Here is a 15,532-nt window from a genome sequence, read left to right as displayed (position 1 = left end):
CTGCGCCTGTGCAGGGTGAAGGGCTCACCGACAAAAAAGAGCTGTGCCATCCATAACGGTTGGCACAGCTCCACCATCAACGGAACTGAACGTCCATCAGTCGTCCAGCTGCAGCTCTACCCGGCGGTTCATCGCCCGGCCTTCGGCCGTGGCATTGTCCGCAATCGGGTCGCTTTCTCCGTAGCCCTGGGCGCGAATACGGTCGGCCTGAACGCCTTTCTCAACAAGGTAGTTCATGACAGCCGTCGCCCTCCGCTCAGAAAGCTGCTGGTTATAGCTGGCAGCGCCCCGGTCATCGGTGTAGCCAGCAATCGCAACCGGTTGCTCCGGGTACCGCTTCAGTGTGGCGACAACCTCGTCGAGAATCACCGTAGACTCGCCCACCAGCGTTGCTGAGTTGGTGGCAAAGGTAACCCCTTCAAGCACGATCGTTTCCTGAAGGTCACACCCTTGCTCGTCCACTTTTACGCCCGGCTCGGTATCCGGACAACGGTCATTGGCGTTGAGAATGCCATCGCCATCCAGATCCGGGTTTTCAACAACCGGGACGGGTACAGGCTCGGGGGCTGGCTCCGGTTCCGGCACAAAGACCACCTCGGGTTCCGGCTCACTGAGAACAACCGGTGCCGGCTTCCCACCAAAGCGCTTCATCACACCAAAGCTGATCATCTGAGCATCATGGTCATAGAGATCCAGGTTGGCCCGCAAAGCCCAGCCATCAAACAGGCCGTACTCAGCGCCCACGCCCGCCATCAAATGGAAGTCATGATCCGTGCGCATGGGCACGCCCGACGATTTGTTGAGCATTTTTCCACCCCCCAGAGCCGCGTAAAGGGACAGTCCTTCCCGCGACTCTTCGGGGCGATACAAGTAGTAAAGCCCGTAGGCCCCCACATCGCGGTAGTCAATGCTGCCGGAGGGGTTCATGGTGACTTCACCCAGATCCGAGTAATAGATCTCAGCACTGAATCGGCGGGTTATATCGTAGCCCAGGTAGATTTTCCCGCCGGAGTCGTACTCGTCGTCGGTACTGTAAATGGTGCCGTTGCTATCAGGCTCCATGTGGGTCATGCCGGGGCTGATGCCAATTCCGGCATAGGGGCCATCGAAGTCATCAGCGACAGCCCAGGAGGCACCACAACCCACAGCAATAGCCAATACGGCAACATCAAAGCGCTTGAGGCGAGTCATTAGTACTTCTCCTTCAGTACGGCAACAAGCCTCTGGACGCGGGAGCGTCCAGCGACCATGAGTGAGACGACCAACAAGGCCGGCAAGGTCGGATCGAATGGCGCCCCGGATCCAACGGTACATCCGCCTACGCCCTTGACCCCGGTTTCAACGACACCAGCCGGTTCACTGGCATGAGGCTTCGCCTGCACGTAGTCAAGCACGCCGTCATTGTCGAGATCGCCAGCGGTCAGTCGGGTCGAATCGTCATAGCCGTCGCCATCCCGATCGTCGAAGTCATCAATCTTGCCGTCACCATCCTTGTCAGTTCCACCCACCTCTTCGATGTCTTTTTCGCCATCGTTATCGGAGTCCAGATCCCGGAAGTTGGGCTGGCCGTCCTTGTCCGTATCTACGGTTTTTCCCGTCGTTCCGGAAATCACACCGTTGACGTTAGGGGTGCCGGTAAGGCGGCCATTTCCGTTATCAGTGCCGCCGTTCTCCGTGACATCTGCAATGCCATCGTTGTCCGAGTCGATATCCCGGAAATCGGCCACACCGTCACCGTCGGTATCAACGGGCAAACCACCGTTGTAATTGACACTGCCGCTATCCGCAGAGGTTTCAACAGCGTCAGCCAGACCATTGCTGCCAACCGGGCCATTGATGCGACCGTCGTTATCGGCGTCCAGGGCCAGCGGCGAAGCGGCTCCTGATTCGGCCAGGTCGAAGATACCGTCGTTGTCGGAATCCAGATCCAGGCTGTCAGCAATACCATCGCCATCGGTGTCTACAGCGCCATCCCCTTCGAGGAGGTCTGGGATGCCATCGTTGTCGTCATCAACATCGACGGTGTCTGGAATACCATCGTTGTCGGCGTCGTCATTGTCCTGGAAGTCAGGACGGCCATCGTTATCAGTATCCGGTACCGGCAGAGGGTTTGACGCATTGCCATCATCGTAGCCATCGCCGTTCGGATCGCTGAATCCATCCACCTTGCCGTCATTATCGGAGTCTGATCCGCCAGCTTCGACAATGTCCTTGACGCCATCGTTATCCGAGTCGAGGTCCCGATAGTCATCATCACCGTCGCCATCGGTATCGACTGGAGACAGCGGGCCACTGGACGGGACGCCGTTGTTGCCAGGATCACCAGCGCCAAGGGTACCGTTACCACTATCGTTTCCACCGGACTCGGTGACATCCGGGATACCATCGTTGTCGGCATCCAGGTCCAGATAGTCTTTAACCGTGTCGCCATCGGTGTCAGGTGGCGTCAGCGGTCCGCCGGCCGGCATGCCGTTGGCATCCACATTAGCCGTTTCATCCCCATCTCCCAGACGTCCATCCTGATCACCATCGTCGCCGCCAGCCTCGACCACGTCGTGGAGGCCGTCGTCGTCACTGTCAAGATCACGGAAGTTGGCGATGGTATCCCCGTCCTTATCCTGAGGTGTCAGCGGGCCATTTAGAGGCACACCGTTGGCGTAAGTATTCGAGGCTTCGTCGCCGTCCCCAAGCCGGCCATCAGCATCGGGGTCACTGCCGCCAGACTCGACGACATCGGTAATACCATCGTTGTCGGAATCCAGATCACGGAAATCATAAACCGCGTCACCATCAGTATCCGCGACCGTGTAGAACAGCACGTTGCTATCAGCAGAGGTTTCCACGTCGTCAGACAGACCGTTGGCGCCAAACGGGTTGCCCACATCGATTACGCCATCTGAATTGCTGTCCAGCAAACCAATCAATATGGCATCGAGCCCCGACTCTACGAGGTCCAGTAGACCATCGTTGTCGGAATCCAGATCCAGACTGTCGGGGATACCATCCCCATCGGTATCGACTGCACCATTGCCTTCAACGCTGTCCGGGATGCCATCATTGTCGTCATCCAGGTCGGCGGTATCTGGGGTTCCGTCGCCATCACTGTCGGTGTTGTCCTGATAGTCCGGTATCCCGTCACCATCGCTGTCTTTCGGGATCAGAGGCGTACCACCCGGCAAACCTCCGTTGCCCGGATCGCCCGGACCCGCCGTGCCATCGCCCTGGTCTTCACCACCCGCTTCGGTTACATCGGGGATGCCGTCGTTATCGCTGTCGGGGTCACGGTAATTGGGCTCACCATCACCGTCGTCATTCTTGGGCGACACAGGGCCACCGGAGGGGATGCCGTTTTCGTCAACGCTTCCACCCTCATCCCCGCCGCCGAGCTGGCCATCGTTGTCCGGATCACTGCCACCGGACTCAACCACATCGGTAATGCCGTCATTGTCGGAGTCCAGGTCACGGAAGTCGTACACCGTGTCACCGTCGGTATCCACCACGGTGTAGTTCAGCGTAGCGCTGTCAGTGGCGGTTTCCACGTCATCAGACAGACCGTTGGTGCCGAACGGATTGCCCGCATCGATCACGCCGTCGGAGTCAGCGTCCAGCGTCGCAATCAGTGCTGCACCAAGACCAGACTCCACGAGGTCGAGAAGGCCGTCGTTGTCGGAGTCGAGATCCAGGCTGTCGGGAATGCCATCCCCATCGGTATCGACCGCGCCATTCCCTTCAACGCTGTCCGGGATACCGTCGTTGTCGTCATCGAGATCAACGCTGTTGGGAATGCCATCGCCATCGTGGTCAGCTTCAACCGTCAGCTCATTCGTTGAGCTGTCCTGTGTCTCATTGTTGTAGGCATCTTTAGCAATGGCGGTAACGTCATACACACCAGGTACCACCGCGTTTGGATCCGGGATGACGACGGTCCAGTCATCACCCAGTGCCGTCAGGTCGCCATCGCCAAGGGTATAGGTAACTCCATTAACGGTGACGAACAGGGACGCTGAGTCACTGCTGTTGTAGGTACCGGTGAGTTCCGGTGTGGTGTCTGCCGTGATGAGATTATCAACCGTCGGGGCTGTCGGGCCGGTCAGGTCGATCACTAGCTCGCCGTTGGTCGCATCGCTGGTGGCGTTACCCACACTGTCTTCGGCGGTTGCCGTAACGTCATAGGTGGCTTCCGCAAGTTCATTCACAGCAGGAATAACCAGCGTCCAGGCATCACCAGTAGCACTCAGGCTTCCATCGTTGAGCGTATAGTCCACACCATTCACGTTAACGGTTAACGCCACAGAATCCGCGCTGCTATAGGTACCGGTGATGGTCGGCGTGGTGTCCGATGTAGTCTGACTGACCACCGTCGGGGCCACCGGGCCGGTCAGGTCAATGATCAACTCGTTGGTTGTGGTATCCGTTGAAGAGTTGCCCAGTGCGTTGGAAGCCTTAGCGGTGACCGGGTAGGTTCCCTCAACCATTGCCGTTGGTATCGTGAGACTCCAGTTATCGCCAACGGCTGTCAGGGGGCCGGTACTACCGTTGAGCGTATAGGTCACACCGTTCACCTCGACCGTTAGGGCGGTGGCGTCGGCGCTAGGATAGGTACCGGTGATGGTCGGGGTGGTGTCGCTGGTGACCTGGCTGTTGACCGTCGGGGCTGCAGGAGCGGTCAGATCAACAATCAGCTCATCCGTCGTGCCATCAGTGGTGGGATTGCCTTGGGCATCGGTGGCCGTTGCCGTCACCGGGTAGGTCCCCTCAAGAACTTCATTCCCGGCGGGAATGGTGAGGTTCCAAGTATCCCCGGAGGCTGTCAGATTCCCATCGCCCAATGTGTAGGTAACACCATCGACAAAGACGGTTAGTACATCGGTATCCGCACTGTCAAATGACCCGCTGATGGTTGGCGTGGTATCTGAGGTGGTCTGACTGACCACTGTCGGGGCTGCGGGGCCGCTCAGGTCGATCACCAGTTCGCCGGTGGTCGTATCGACCGAACTGTTGCCCGCGCCATCCGTCGCTGTTGCTGTTACCGCGTAGGTCGCTTCCGGCAACGCATTCGGTATCGTCAGGCTCCAGTCATTACCGATATTGGTCAGATTGCCGTCATTCAGAGAGTAGGTAGTCCCGTTAACTTCAACGGTAAAGGTGTCAAAGTCCGTGCTGTCAAAGGTACCGGTAATGGTCGGTGTGGTATCACTGGTCACCTGACTGACAACCGTTGGCGTAATGGGCGCTACCGTGTCGACGACGCCACCGGGGTTGACCGTTGGAGTGAAAAGCCCCAGTTCCTCGTAAGGCTTGCCCCAGTCATCATTGGTACCATCATCAATACCGTTAAAGTCCGAGTTGAGCGAGTTGGTCTGGGTCGCCGTCAGCGAAATGAAACGAAGACCGGTCTCGACCGTCATTGGGATGCCAGCGTTGGTCAGCAACGCATCAAGATCGCTGATGTTCACTGAAAAACTGACAAAGACATCCGGGTTCGAATCCAGGTCCAGGTCAGTGTTGCCATCCCAGTCGGGATCGTTCGTTGCCGAAACTACGGCGAAATTGTAGTTGGTGGTGTCTTGGGGAACGGTGACAAAAGGCTTATTGGCGATGCTAGTCGTACTTGGAGAGATATTGCTGTCGGTGCCCGGATCCCAGATCGATGTTTTGCCACTACCACTGCTGATGAAGGCGTCCAAAACACCATCTTCATTGGCATCGATTCCCACGAACGCATAGGCGGAATAGGAGGTCTTGGTCTCATCACCTACCCGCAGACGCAGCGAGAGAATATCATCACTGATGTCAGCAGGCGTCCCCAGGTCATCGTAGTTGTAGTAAAACGAAGCGTGGTTTGCGCCACCCACCACCTCAGTGCCAGCAGCCTGTGCCTGGGTATCCTCCGGATAGTCAAAGCGCTCGCCCTTCAGCAGGGCAGTCCATGCGCTGCCCCCCACAAGATCCGTAGTCGCCGCCTGAACTCCCCCAACCGGTATCACACTGGCGAGCAAACCGCACAGCGCTGTGTTCCGCATTACTCTCATGAACGTCCCCTGTAACGAAGCTCCTGCCGCTGTATTTCTGAAAACACACGTACACCAACGGCAGCCTGGTCGCACAACAAGCGCCGTCACTCACCGGTTCTTTGACTAGCATCAAAACCGATATGCGTATTACCCGGACATACTTGTGGCGGGTACGAGAGTAATGGCTGAACAGTCTGAAAAGAGTCAGATTTTCGACTAAACCCCCTCTTCTAGGCATGCTTTAAGTGGGTATTTCATAACGCTTGCATTACCCTGTTTACACCTTAGAAATGGACCTCATGGATTTGGATACGGACCTAATACTCAAGCACCTGACAGTGTTGCTGGTTGACGACAATTACGACAGCAGTGCTGCGCTGTATTCGCTGCTTTCCAACCGTTTTTCAGAAGTACTCCTGGCTCACACAGCAGAGCGCGCCCTGGACATGCTGGCCGAAGAATCGGTGGACATGATCATTACGGACATCTGCCTTCCAGGCATGGACGGACTGAAACTCGTTGAGCACATCCGCCAGACGCACGACAGCATCGTGCCGGTCATTGTCGTGACGGCCCACGGTGACCACGACCACCTGATGCGTGCAGCCAATCTCCAGGTGGATGGATTGGTAATCAAGCCACTGAACCCCCGGAAGCTCAACTCCGCGATGGCCAATGCCGTCAAGCGTCTGAAACACACCATTACGCCAGTGCAGCTGCACGCAGCGGTCGGCTATCACCCCCTGCATAAAACACTGCGGGTGGATGATCGGGAAATCAGTCTTGGCAGCAAAGAATGCCGCCTCTTGGACCTGTTGGTTCGAAACCGCCACCAACTGGTCACCAAACAGGAAATTTATGACTCGGTCTGGCCCAATGAAGACATCAGTGAATCGGCCCTGAAGAATCTACTGGCAGAACTCAGGAAGAAACTCAGCTACAACATCATCAGAAATCGCCACGGCGCCGGCTGGGTCCTCGAGAGCCGGCAGACGTGACCTGGCTGTACCGCTTATGGGCTCCCCTGCTTCCGTTGTTCATTCTGTCGGGCGGCCAGGTTCAGGCCACCGACAGTGTGAGACTACAGCTGAAATGGGGCCACCAGTTCCAGTTTGCGGGCTACTACGCCGCCAAAGCTCAGGGGTACTATCAAGAGGCAGGACTGGATGTAACCATCATCCCAGCAGGGCCCGGAACCGACCCGGTGCAGGCGGTTCTGGATGGCAACGCGGAATTCGGTACCGGCAACAGCGGTCTATTGCTTTCCAGAGCACAGGGCCACCCCTTAGTTGTTCTCGCTGTAATCATGCAGCACTCCCCGTTTGTGCTTATTACCAACAAAAGAGTGACATTTGATGGAATTCAGGGGCTGAGAGGCGGACGCCTGATGCTGGAGCCGCAGGCCGATGAAATCCAGGCGTTCCTCCACAATGTCGACCTTCCACTGGAAGGCTTTGCAGACATCCAGGATAACTCCCAGAACCTTGAGGCGTTCATCGAGGGACGGGTTGATGCCATCGACGCTTACCTAACCACTCAGCCCTACGAACTGCTGCAGCAGGGAGTGCCCTACAACGTCTTCCACCCGACCTCAGCCAACATCGATTTTTACGGCGACAACCTCTTTACCACGGAACACGAAATTCATCACCACCCAGAACGGGTACGACGGTTCCGGCAAGCCAGCTTGCAAGGCTGGACATACGCCATGGCGCATCCCGAGGAAATCGTAGACCTGATCTTGGCGGAGTACCCCACCACCAAGAGCCGGGACGTGCTTATCTACGAAGCGAAACAGATCCGCCAGCTCATGCTTCCAGAGCTCATCCACATCGGCTACATGCTGGACTCCCGTTGGCGCCATATCGCAGACACCTACATCGAATCCGGCATGTTGAGGCAGGATTTCTCGCTCGACGGTTTCCTGTACGAAGAACCAGAGAGCGCCGATTACACCCTGCTGATCAGAGTTATCCTGATCGCGTTATTAGTGGTGCTGCTGATATCCGGCATTGCTTACCGGTTCAACAAGCTTAACAAGCAGCTGAAGCGTCTGATTGTGATAAAAAACCAGTACGCGAACATCGGCGAATCACTTAAAAACGTCAGTCACCAATGGAAGCAGCCTCTCAATGAGCTTGGGATCCAGCTGATGCGCATCGAGCAACTCGCCGCCACCCTGAAAGGAAGCGCCAACAACGAGGCCAGGGCGATCGAAACCATCAGCGAACGGGGACACCAAGTCTTGGAGTTTATGGCCGACACTGTTGAGGCCTTTGGCCACCTGATGAGCAACCGCGACACCGTTGAGGACTTCCAGCCCCGGGAGGTTGTGAAGGATATTCTGCTGGTGACCAAAGACAGCCTCGCCTTGCAGAACATCGCCATTGACTACAAAAACGACGCTCAAAGCGTGCACCTTGAGGGTAAGCGTGGTCGCCTGGCACAAGTCATCTTAAGCATCGTAGGTAATGCCCGGGAAGTTCTTGTAATGAGGGACGTTGCCCACCCCCGAATCACCATACGGGATTTCTGCGACGAGGGAGACTATGTGCTGGTCATCAGTGATAACGCCGGCGGAATCAAGACAAGCAGACCGAACGACGTTTTTTCATTAGGGTTCAGTGAAAAAACACAACCCGACGCGGGCACCGGGCTATACATTGCCAGGGACATTGTCACCAATGACTTCAAAGGAACCCTTCAAGTCTACAATGAGGGTCCCGGCGCTGTTTTCATCATACGCTTGCCAGCGTAGCGGGCTCGCCTTCATTCCATCCAGGCAACCACTGCAACCAACCTCTATTTCAGATTTTGCATTAGCTGCGACAGGCTGGATAATGCCCCATTCAAAGTGCGCTTCTCCTCCGGTAGAGCCCGGAGGTGTCCACGCGCCCCATGCAACCAAGCGGATTGACCAGCCCTTAATGTCGAAAGAATCAGCAAAATCAGACGCCAAGAAAACCGCCCATACCCCAATGATGCAGCAGTACCTGAGAATCAAAGGGGAGCACCCCAATGAGCTGGTGTTCTATCGAATGGGGGATTTCTATGAGCTGTTCTATGACGATGCCAAGAAAGCGGCTGACATCCTCGACATTACCCTGACGGCTCGGGGTCAGTCCGGAGGCCAACCGATTCCCATGGCCGGGATTCCGTACCACGCCGCCGAGAACTACATCGCCCGGCTGGTCCGTACTGGTCAGTCCATTGCGATCTGTGAACAGATTGGCGACCCCGCCACCAGCAAAGGCCCGGTTGAACGCCAGGTCGTGCGGGTCGTGACACCCGGGACCCTGTCCGACGAGGCGTTTCTCGAGGACCGCCGCGACAACCTGCTGTCGGCCATCTACTGCCTGCGGGAACGTTTCGGCTTTGCCTCCCTGGACATATCCAGCGGCCGCTTTGCCATCTCTGAGCTGGATAGTTTGGACGAGTTGCGGGGGGAGCTTCAGCGTCTGCGCCCCGCCGAAATCCTGATCAGTGAGGACTTCCCCTACGACGACGTACTGGACGGTTTCACCGGCGTCCGTCGCCAGGGCCCCTGGCTGTTCGAGTTCGATACCGCCATGCGGGTGATCACCCAACAGTTGCAAGTACGTGACCTGACCGGTTTCGGATGCGAAGACCTTAGCCTGGCGACCTGCGCAGCGGGCTGCCTGCTCCAGTACGCCCGCGAAACCCAGCGCACCGCCCTGCCCCATATCCGCAAGCTCACCCGAGAAAGCCGGGACGAGGCGGTGATACTGGATGCCACCAGCCGCCGTAACCTGGAGATCGACACCAACCTGATGGGAGGCACCCAGCACACCCTGGCCTGGGTAATGGACCGGACCGCCACGGCGATGGGCGGGCGGCAACTGCGGCGCTGGCTGAACCGCCCACTGCGGGACGTTCACACCGTTGAGCAGCGACAACAGGCGGTGTCAGCCTTGCTTGATGGTTTCCATTACGAGCCGGTGCATGAGTCCCTCAAGGCCGTCGGCGACATGGAGCGTATCCTCGCCCGCGTGGCCCTGCGTTCGGCCCGCCCAAGGGACCTGGCCCGGTTGCGGGACGCTTTTGCGGCCTTACCGGACCTGCAGCAAACCCTGTCGCACATTGGCGCCAGCCATATCAAGAGCCTGGCCGAAACCATTGGCGAGTACCCCGACCATGCCGACCTGCTGGAGCGGGCCATTATCGATAACCCGCCGGTGGTCATCCGCGACGGCGGGGTCATCCGCGATGGCTTCGACAGCGAGCTGGACGAGCTTCGCAACATCAGCGAAAACGCCGGTCAGTACCTGCTGGATGTGGAAACCCGGGAACGGGAGCGAACCGGCATCAGCACCCTCAAAGTCGGCTACAACCGGGTTCACGGCTATTACATCGAAATCAGCCGGGCCCAATCCGAGCAGGCTCCGGTGGATTACATCCGTCGCCAGACCCTGAAAAATGCCGAGCGTTTCATTACCCCTGAGCTGAAGGTCTTCGAAGACAAGGCCCTGAGTGCCAAGAGCCGTGCCCTGGCGCGGGAAAAATCGCTGTATGACGAGATCCTGGAAACCCTGGCTGCCACCCTTGCGCAACTTCAGGATACCGCCCAGGCCCTGGCGGAACTGGACGTACTGGCCAACTTTGCTGAGCGCGCAACCAGCCTGCGTTTCTGTGCACCGGAATTTCGCCTGGAGCCGGGCTTCGACGTCGAAGACGGTCGCCACCCAGTGGTTGAGCAGCTGCTGAGCGAACCTTACGTACCCAACAACCTGTTGATGGACAAAAAGCGCCGCATGCTGGTGATCACCGGCCCGAACATGGGCGGTAAGTCCACCTACATGCGCCAGGCTGCGCTGATTGCCCTGCTGGCGTATACCGGCAGCTTTGTTCCCGCCAACCGGGCAGTACTCGGTCCGGTGGACCGGATTTTCACCCGCATGGGTTCGTCGGACGACATTGCCGGTGGCCGCTCCACCTTCATGGTCGAAATGACCGAAACCGCCAACATCCTTCACAATGCCACTGAACACAGCCTGGTCCTGATGGACGAAGTGGGCCGGGGCACCAGTACCTTTGATGGTCTGTCCCTGGCCTGGGCAACGGCGGAGCACCTGGCTCGCGACATTCGCAGCTACACCCTGTTCGCCACCCATTACTTCGAACTGACGCAACTGGCGGAAGAACTGGAACACGCGGTGAACGTTCACCTGACGGCCACGGAACATGACGACAGCATTGTCTTCCTGCACAACGTCCACGAAGGTCCGGCCAGCCAGAGCTATGGTCTGCAGGTGGCTAAACTGGCAGGCGTGCCCCAGGGCGTGATCAGCAATGCCAAGGCCCAGCTGGCCCAACTGGAAGGTTCCTCAGCGCCATCAGCGCCGCAGTTAACCAGTCCCGGCAACCCTGTCGCTACGGCCCACCCTGCCGAGCCCCCCGCGTTCCAGGGTGACATGTTTGCCACCCTGGAGCCCAGCCAGGTCGAACTGGCCCTGGCGAACCTGGATCTGGATGACCTAACGCCCCGGCAGGCGTTGAACGAACTGTACGAGCTGCAAAAAAAGTTGAAGGCATAACCTTATAGCAGCCTGAAGCTTGCGACAGCGAGAGGCGCTCCCTACAATATCGCGCTATAAATTCAGGAGTTGCGAATTGGCAGCCTGGGCATTTGCATTACTCAGGCTGACCCACACAATTCCGTACTGATGAGAACGACCACCGAACAGGGATCTGACTATGGCATTTGTCGTTACTGATAACTGCATCAAGTGCAAATACACTGACTGTGTTGAAGTATGTCCGGTGGACTGCTTTTACGAAGGCCCAAACTTTCTGGTAATTGATCCGGACGAGTGCATCGACTGTGCGCTGTGTGAGCCGGAATGTCCTGCTGAGGCCATCTTCTCTGAAGACGAACTGCCTGCAGATCAGGTCCAGTTTGTTGAAATCAACGCTGACCTGGCGGCCAAATGGGACAACATCACCGAGAAAAAAGATCCGCTTCCGGATGCAGAAGAGTGGGATGGCAAGCCCAACAAGCTGCAGTACCTGGAGCGCTGAAGGCTCTGCCCGGATAGGGTAAGACAACAGCCATAAAAAAGGGGGAGCGTCGCTTCCCCTTTTTTATGGCTGTCCTGCGCGTATCAGACGCAATCGAAGCTGCTTCTCCAGCTCCACAGCGACATACAGGGCAAAGCCGATAGCGATGACCAGCACCGCGTCCACCAATGAAACTGCCCGGGTGCCAAAAACCGTTTGGGCCGGCGGCAAATAGGTGATCACCACCTGACCAAGCGTGACGCCCACTACCGCGAGCCAGACCACCGGCGTACCGCGAACCAGGTTCCAGGAGCTGGTCGTACTGTTCATATTCCGAATAAAGAACAGATAGAAAATCTCCATAACCACCAGCGTGTTCATTGCAAGGGTTCTCGCCAGTTCTACGGTATATCCCTGTCCAACCGCGTATGAGTAAATCCCAAAAACGCCACACACGATCAACGCAGTAACCAAGGCGATTTGCCACAACAAGGCCCCAGAGAGCAGAGAATCATGTCTCGGACGCGGGCAGCGGCGCATTGCACCTTCTTCTGTGGGCTCAAAGGCAAGAGCCAACCCGAGGGAAACGGTGGTGATCATGTTAACCCAGAGAATCTGGATAGGAGTCACCGGCAAAGCAAGCCCTGCAAGCAACGCGACAACAATGGCAAATGCTTCACCGCTGCTGGTCGGTAGTGTCCAGCCGATCATCTTTCGAATATTGTCCCAGACCGTACGTCCCTCCCGAACCGCGGCCACAATCGAGGCAAAATTGTCGTCAGCAAGCACCAGGTCTGACACCTCCTTGGCCGCCTCAGTGCCCTTCCCGCCCATAGCGATGCCAATATCCGCACGACGTAACGCCGGGGCATCATTGACACCATCCCCCGTCATAGCCACCGTCATACCTTGGGATTGCAGGGCTTTGACCAGGCGCAGTTTATGCTCAGGGCTGGTGCGGGCAAAAATATTGATGTCCCGGACTACTGCTGCCAACTGATCTTCGCTGAGCCTGTCTAGCTCTGTGCCTGTCAGGGTATGGTGACTGTTCGGTAACCCCAGCTGATGACCAATAGCCGCGGCAGTACTGGCGTGATCCCCTGTAATCATCTTGACCGCAATTCCCGCCCGCTGACACTCCACCACTGCCGCCAAAGCTTCTTCCCGTGGAGGGTCAATAAACCCAGCCAAGCCAATCATCACCAAGTCTTGTTCAAGATCCGCCAGCTCAACGACTGAGTGACTGGCAGAAACCGGGCGATAGGCAAACGCCAGCACCCGCTGACCCGCGGCTGCAATCTGTTCCGCCAAGCGATGCCACTGCCTCTCCTCTAGCGGTTGTACGTCACCATTGACGTCGAGTTGCCCCACGCAAAGAGCCAACACAGCTTCCGGGGCTCCTTTCAAGAAAATGCTGCCATGGCCCCGGTGGTCATGATTGAGCGTGGCCATAAACCGATGGCGGGTATCAAATGGAATCACATCCGTTCGTCGCCACCGACTGCGGAGTTCCTCGGGGTAGAGTTCTACTTTACCCGCTAGCGCTAACAACGCCCCCTCCATGGGATCTCCTTCGACATGCCAGGAGGCTTCCTGCTTGTGCAGTTCCGCGTCGTTACACAACACGGCGGTACGCACCAACAGTTCCACAGCCAAAGGCAACGACTCTGGCGCCACAACGTCGCGGGCTAAGGTCAGAGAACCCGTTGGGGCATAGCCCGAGCACTCGACGTCAAAATGCTGGCCACCAGCTACCAGCGTGGCCACACTCATTTCATTCCGGGTCAGAGTTCCGGTTTTGTCCGTGCAAATCACCGAGACTGAGCCGATGGTCTCGATAGCAGGCAGTCGCCGAACGATCGCATGCCGCTTGGCCATAGCCTGTACGCCTACCGCCAGCGTAATGGTCAGCACCGCCGGCAAACCCTCAGGAATCGCTGCCACGGAAAGCCCGACCACCGCCATAAATAGACCGGCAAACGCCTGTTGCTGGACAAAGTGGCCGTACACCAGTAAAAGCCCGGCAACAATCGCAATCACCAGCGTAAGCCAGCGAGCGAAAACTTCCATTTGTTCAATCAGCGGCGTTTTCAGCGTATCCACATTGACTAGCATGCCGCTGATCTGCCCAACCTCGGTTAGGCCCCCTGTCGCAACAACCACACCACACCCCTGCCCTCGGGTGACGGTGGTTCCGCTATATGCCATACACGAACGGTCCGCAATGGCCGCCGCCTTACCCAGTGGCTCAGTCTGTTTATCGACAGCGACAGACTCTCCGGTAAGAATCGCTTCCTGAATCTGGAGACTGTGAGCCCTGATCAGCCGAAGGTCTGCCGGCACCCGGTCTCCGGCATCCAGCAGTACCACATCACCGGGAACCAGGTCCTCTCCTGCAACCGACAGCCTACGGCCGCTGCGCAGAACGGAAGCCTGTGGTGCCAACATGTGACGGATAGCCGTGATGGCTCGGGCGGCCCGGCCTTCCTGAACATAACCAATGAGCGCATTTAGAAGCACAACAGCGAGAATCACCGACGTGTCGAGCCAGTGCCCGAGCAGACCAGTAATCGTGGCGGCACCAATCAACACATAGATCAGAATATGATGAAACTGACGGAGAAAACGGAGGAACGCGCGCTCGGGCGGTGGCGCTGGCAGCCGGTTGGCTCCATAGCGCTGGTGTCGGGCCTCTATCTCAGGTTGAGACAGCCCCTGGGGCGAAGTTTCCAAAGCCGCTAAAGCTGCATCCACCGTCACGCGGTGCCATTGATCACGCTGCTCCATTCTCAGAACCACCTCTGTGATCCGGAAAGTTGGAAAGGTGCCCTACGCCTGCGAAAGTGCCACTTTGGCACCAACCCCAATGAAAACCCCACCGGTGAGACCATGCATCATCCGCTTGAGCCACCCCGGGGAGGCCAGCCCACGGGAACGAGCCACCACCACAGCCACGCCGGACAGCCACACAAGTCCCATTACAAAATGGATCGCAGCCAGCAGCATGGATTGCAACAACACACTCCCTTGAGGATCAATAAACTGAGGTAACAGGGCCATATAGAACAGTGCTGTTTTGGGATTAAGCACATTCGAAAGCACGCCTTCGCGGAAGTCCCGGGCAAACCGGGAGTGCTGAGGTTGCGGCGGCTGGCTGGCAACACCGACGGCAGGTCGCACACAGGCCTGCCTCAGGCTATTAAGGCCAAGCCAGACCAGGTAGCAGGCTCCGGCCCATTTGAGCACGCTAAAAGCCCAGGCGGTTTGGACCAGAATCAGCGAAATCCCCACCGCTGAGAGGCCCGCATGGATAAACAGCCCACTGCAAATGCCAACACTCGTGACAACCCCTGAGCGTACGCCCGAGCGAGCGGTATTCCGTATGGTCAGTAAGGTGTCGACGCCGGGGGAAATGGTCAGCAGGAAAATAGCGACCAGATAAGCACCAAGCAGTTCAATGGAAGGCATGCAACACCGCTCCCGATAAACATGCCTGGTCA

General features: G+C 57.5%; 8 protein-coding genes. 4 read left to right on the top strand and 4 right to left on the bottom strand.

Annotation, left to right across the window (positions count from 1 at the left end; genetic code table 11):
* Nucleotides 1–96: 96 nt before the first annotated feature.
* Together BMZ67_RS06680 and BMZ67_RS18485 are read right to left on the bottom strand one after the other, a co-directional pair.
* Nucleotides 97–1,191 carry an OmpA family protein gene (locus BMZ67_RS06680; protein ID WP_175481858.1) on the bottom strand — a complete coding sequence of 365 codons (1,095 nt, stop codon included), beginning with the start codon at nt 1,189–1,191 and terminating at the stop codon, nt 97–99.
* A complete protein-coding gene (locus BMZ67_RS18485) occupies nt 1,191–6,032 on the bottom strand; it encodes an Ig-like domain-containing protein (RefSeq protein WP_139214338.1) in 4,842 nt (1,613 codons plus the stop codon). The genes BMZ67_RS06680 and BMZ67_RS18485 overlap by 1 nt, the downstream gene beginning before the upstream one ends.
* 281 nt (nt 6,033–6,313) lie before the next feature.
* Between BMZ67_RS18485 and BMZ67_RS06675 the strand changes: the two genes are divergently transcribed.
* The 4 genes from BMZ67_RS06675 (at nt 6,314) to fdxA (ending at nt 12,053) form a co-directional block, all read left to right on the top strand.
* The gene (locus tag BMZ67_RS06675; RefSeq protein WP_175481857.1) at nt 6,314–7,012 is read left to right on the top strand and encodes a response regulator transcription factor; all 699 of its coding nucleotides are present in this window, start codon (nt 6,314–6,316) and stop codon (nt 7,010–7,012) included.
* Nucleotides 7,009–8,772, top strand: a complete 1,764-nt coding sequence (locus tag BMZ67_RS06670) for an ABC transporter substrate-binding protein (protein ID WP_092021177.1) — start codon at nt 7,009–7,011, stop codon at nt 8,770–8,772. The genes BMZ67_RS06675 and BMZ67_RS06670 overlap by 4 nt, the downstream gene beginning before the upstream one ends.
* Nucleotides 8,773–8,941: 169 nt before the next feature.
* Nucleotides 8,942–11,569, top strand: coding sequence for a DNA mismatch repair protein MutS (gene mutS, locus BMZ67_RS06665; RefSeq protein WP_092021176.1), 2,628 nt, complete (start codon nt 8,942–8,944; stop codon nt 11,567–11,569).
* A gap of 160 nt (nt 11,570–11,729) precedes the next feature.
* On the top strand, nt 11,730–12,053 hold the full coding sequence (gene fdxA / locus BMZ67_RS06660) for a ferredoxin FdxA (RefSeq protein ID WP_092021175.1): 324 nt from the start codon (nt 11,730–11,732) through the stop codon (nt 12,051–12,053).
* Between the two features lie 63 nt (nt 12,054–12,116).
* Here fdxA and BMZ67_RS06655 read toward each other — a convergent pair whose 3' ends face one another.
* The gene (locus BMZ67_RS06655) at nt 12,117–14,819 is read right to left on the bottom strand and encodes a cation-transporting P-type ATPase (RefSeq protein WP_092021174.1); all 2,703 of its coding nucleotides are present in this window, start codon (nt 14,817–14,819) and stop codon (nt 12,117–12,119) included.
* A gap of 42 nt (nt 14,820–14,861) precedes the next feature.
* Nucleotides 14,862–15,500: a LysE family translocator gene (locus tag BMZ67_RS06650; protein ID WP_092021173.1), complete on the bottom strand. Its 639-nt coding sequence runs from the start codon at nt 15,498–15,500 to the stop codon at nt 14,862–14,864.
* Between the last annotated feature and the right edge of the window lie 32 nt (nt 15,501–15,532).

Origin of the sequence: Marinobacter zhejiangensis, from assembly GCF_900114775.1 — a bacterium.
Classification (GTDB): Bacteria; Pseudomonadota; Gammaproteobacteria; order Pseudomonadales; family Oleiphilaceae; genus Marinobacter; species Marinobacter zhejiangensis.
Note: the sequence above shows the minus strand (reverse complement) of the source record. Positions and strands in the feature narration are given on the sequence as shown.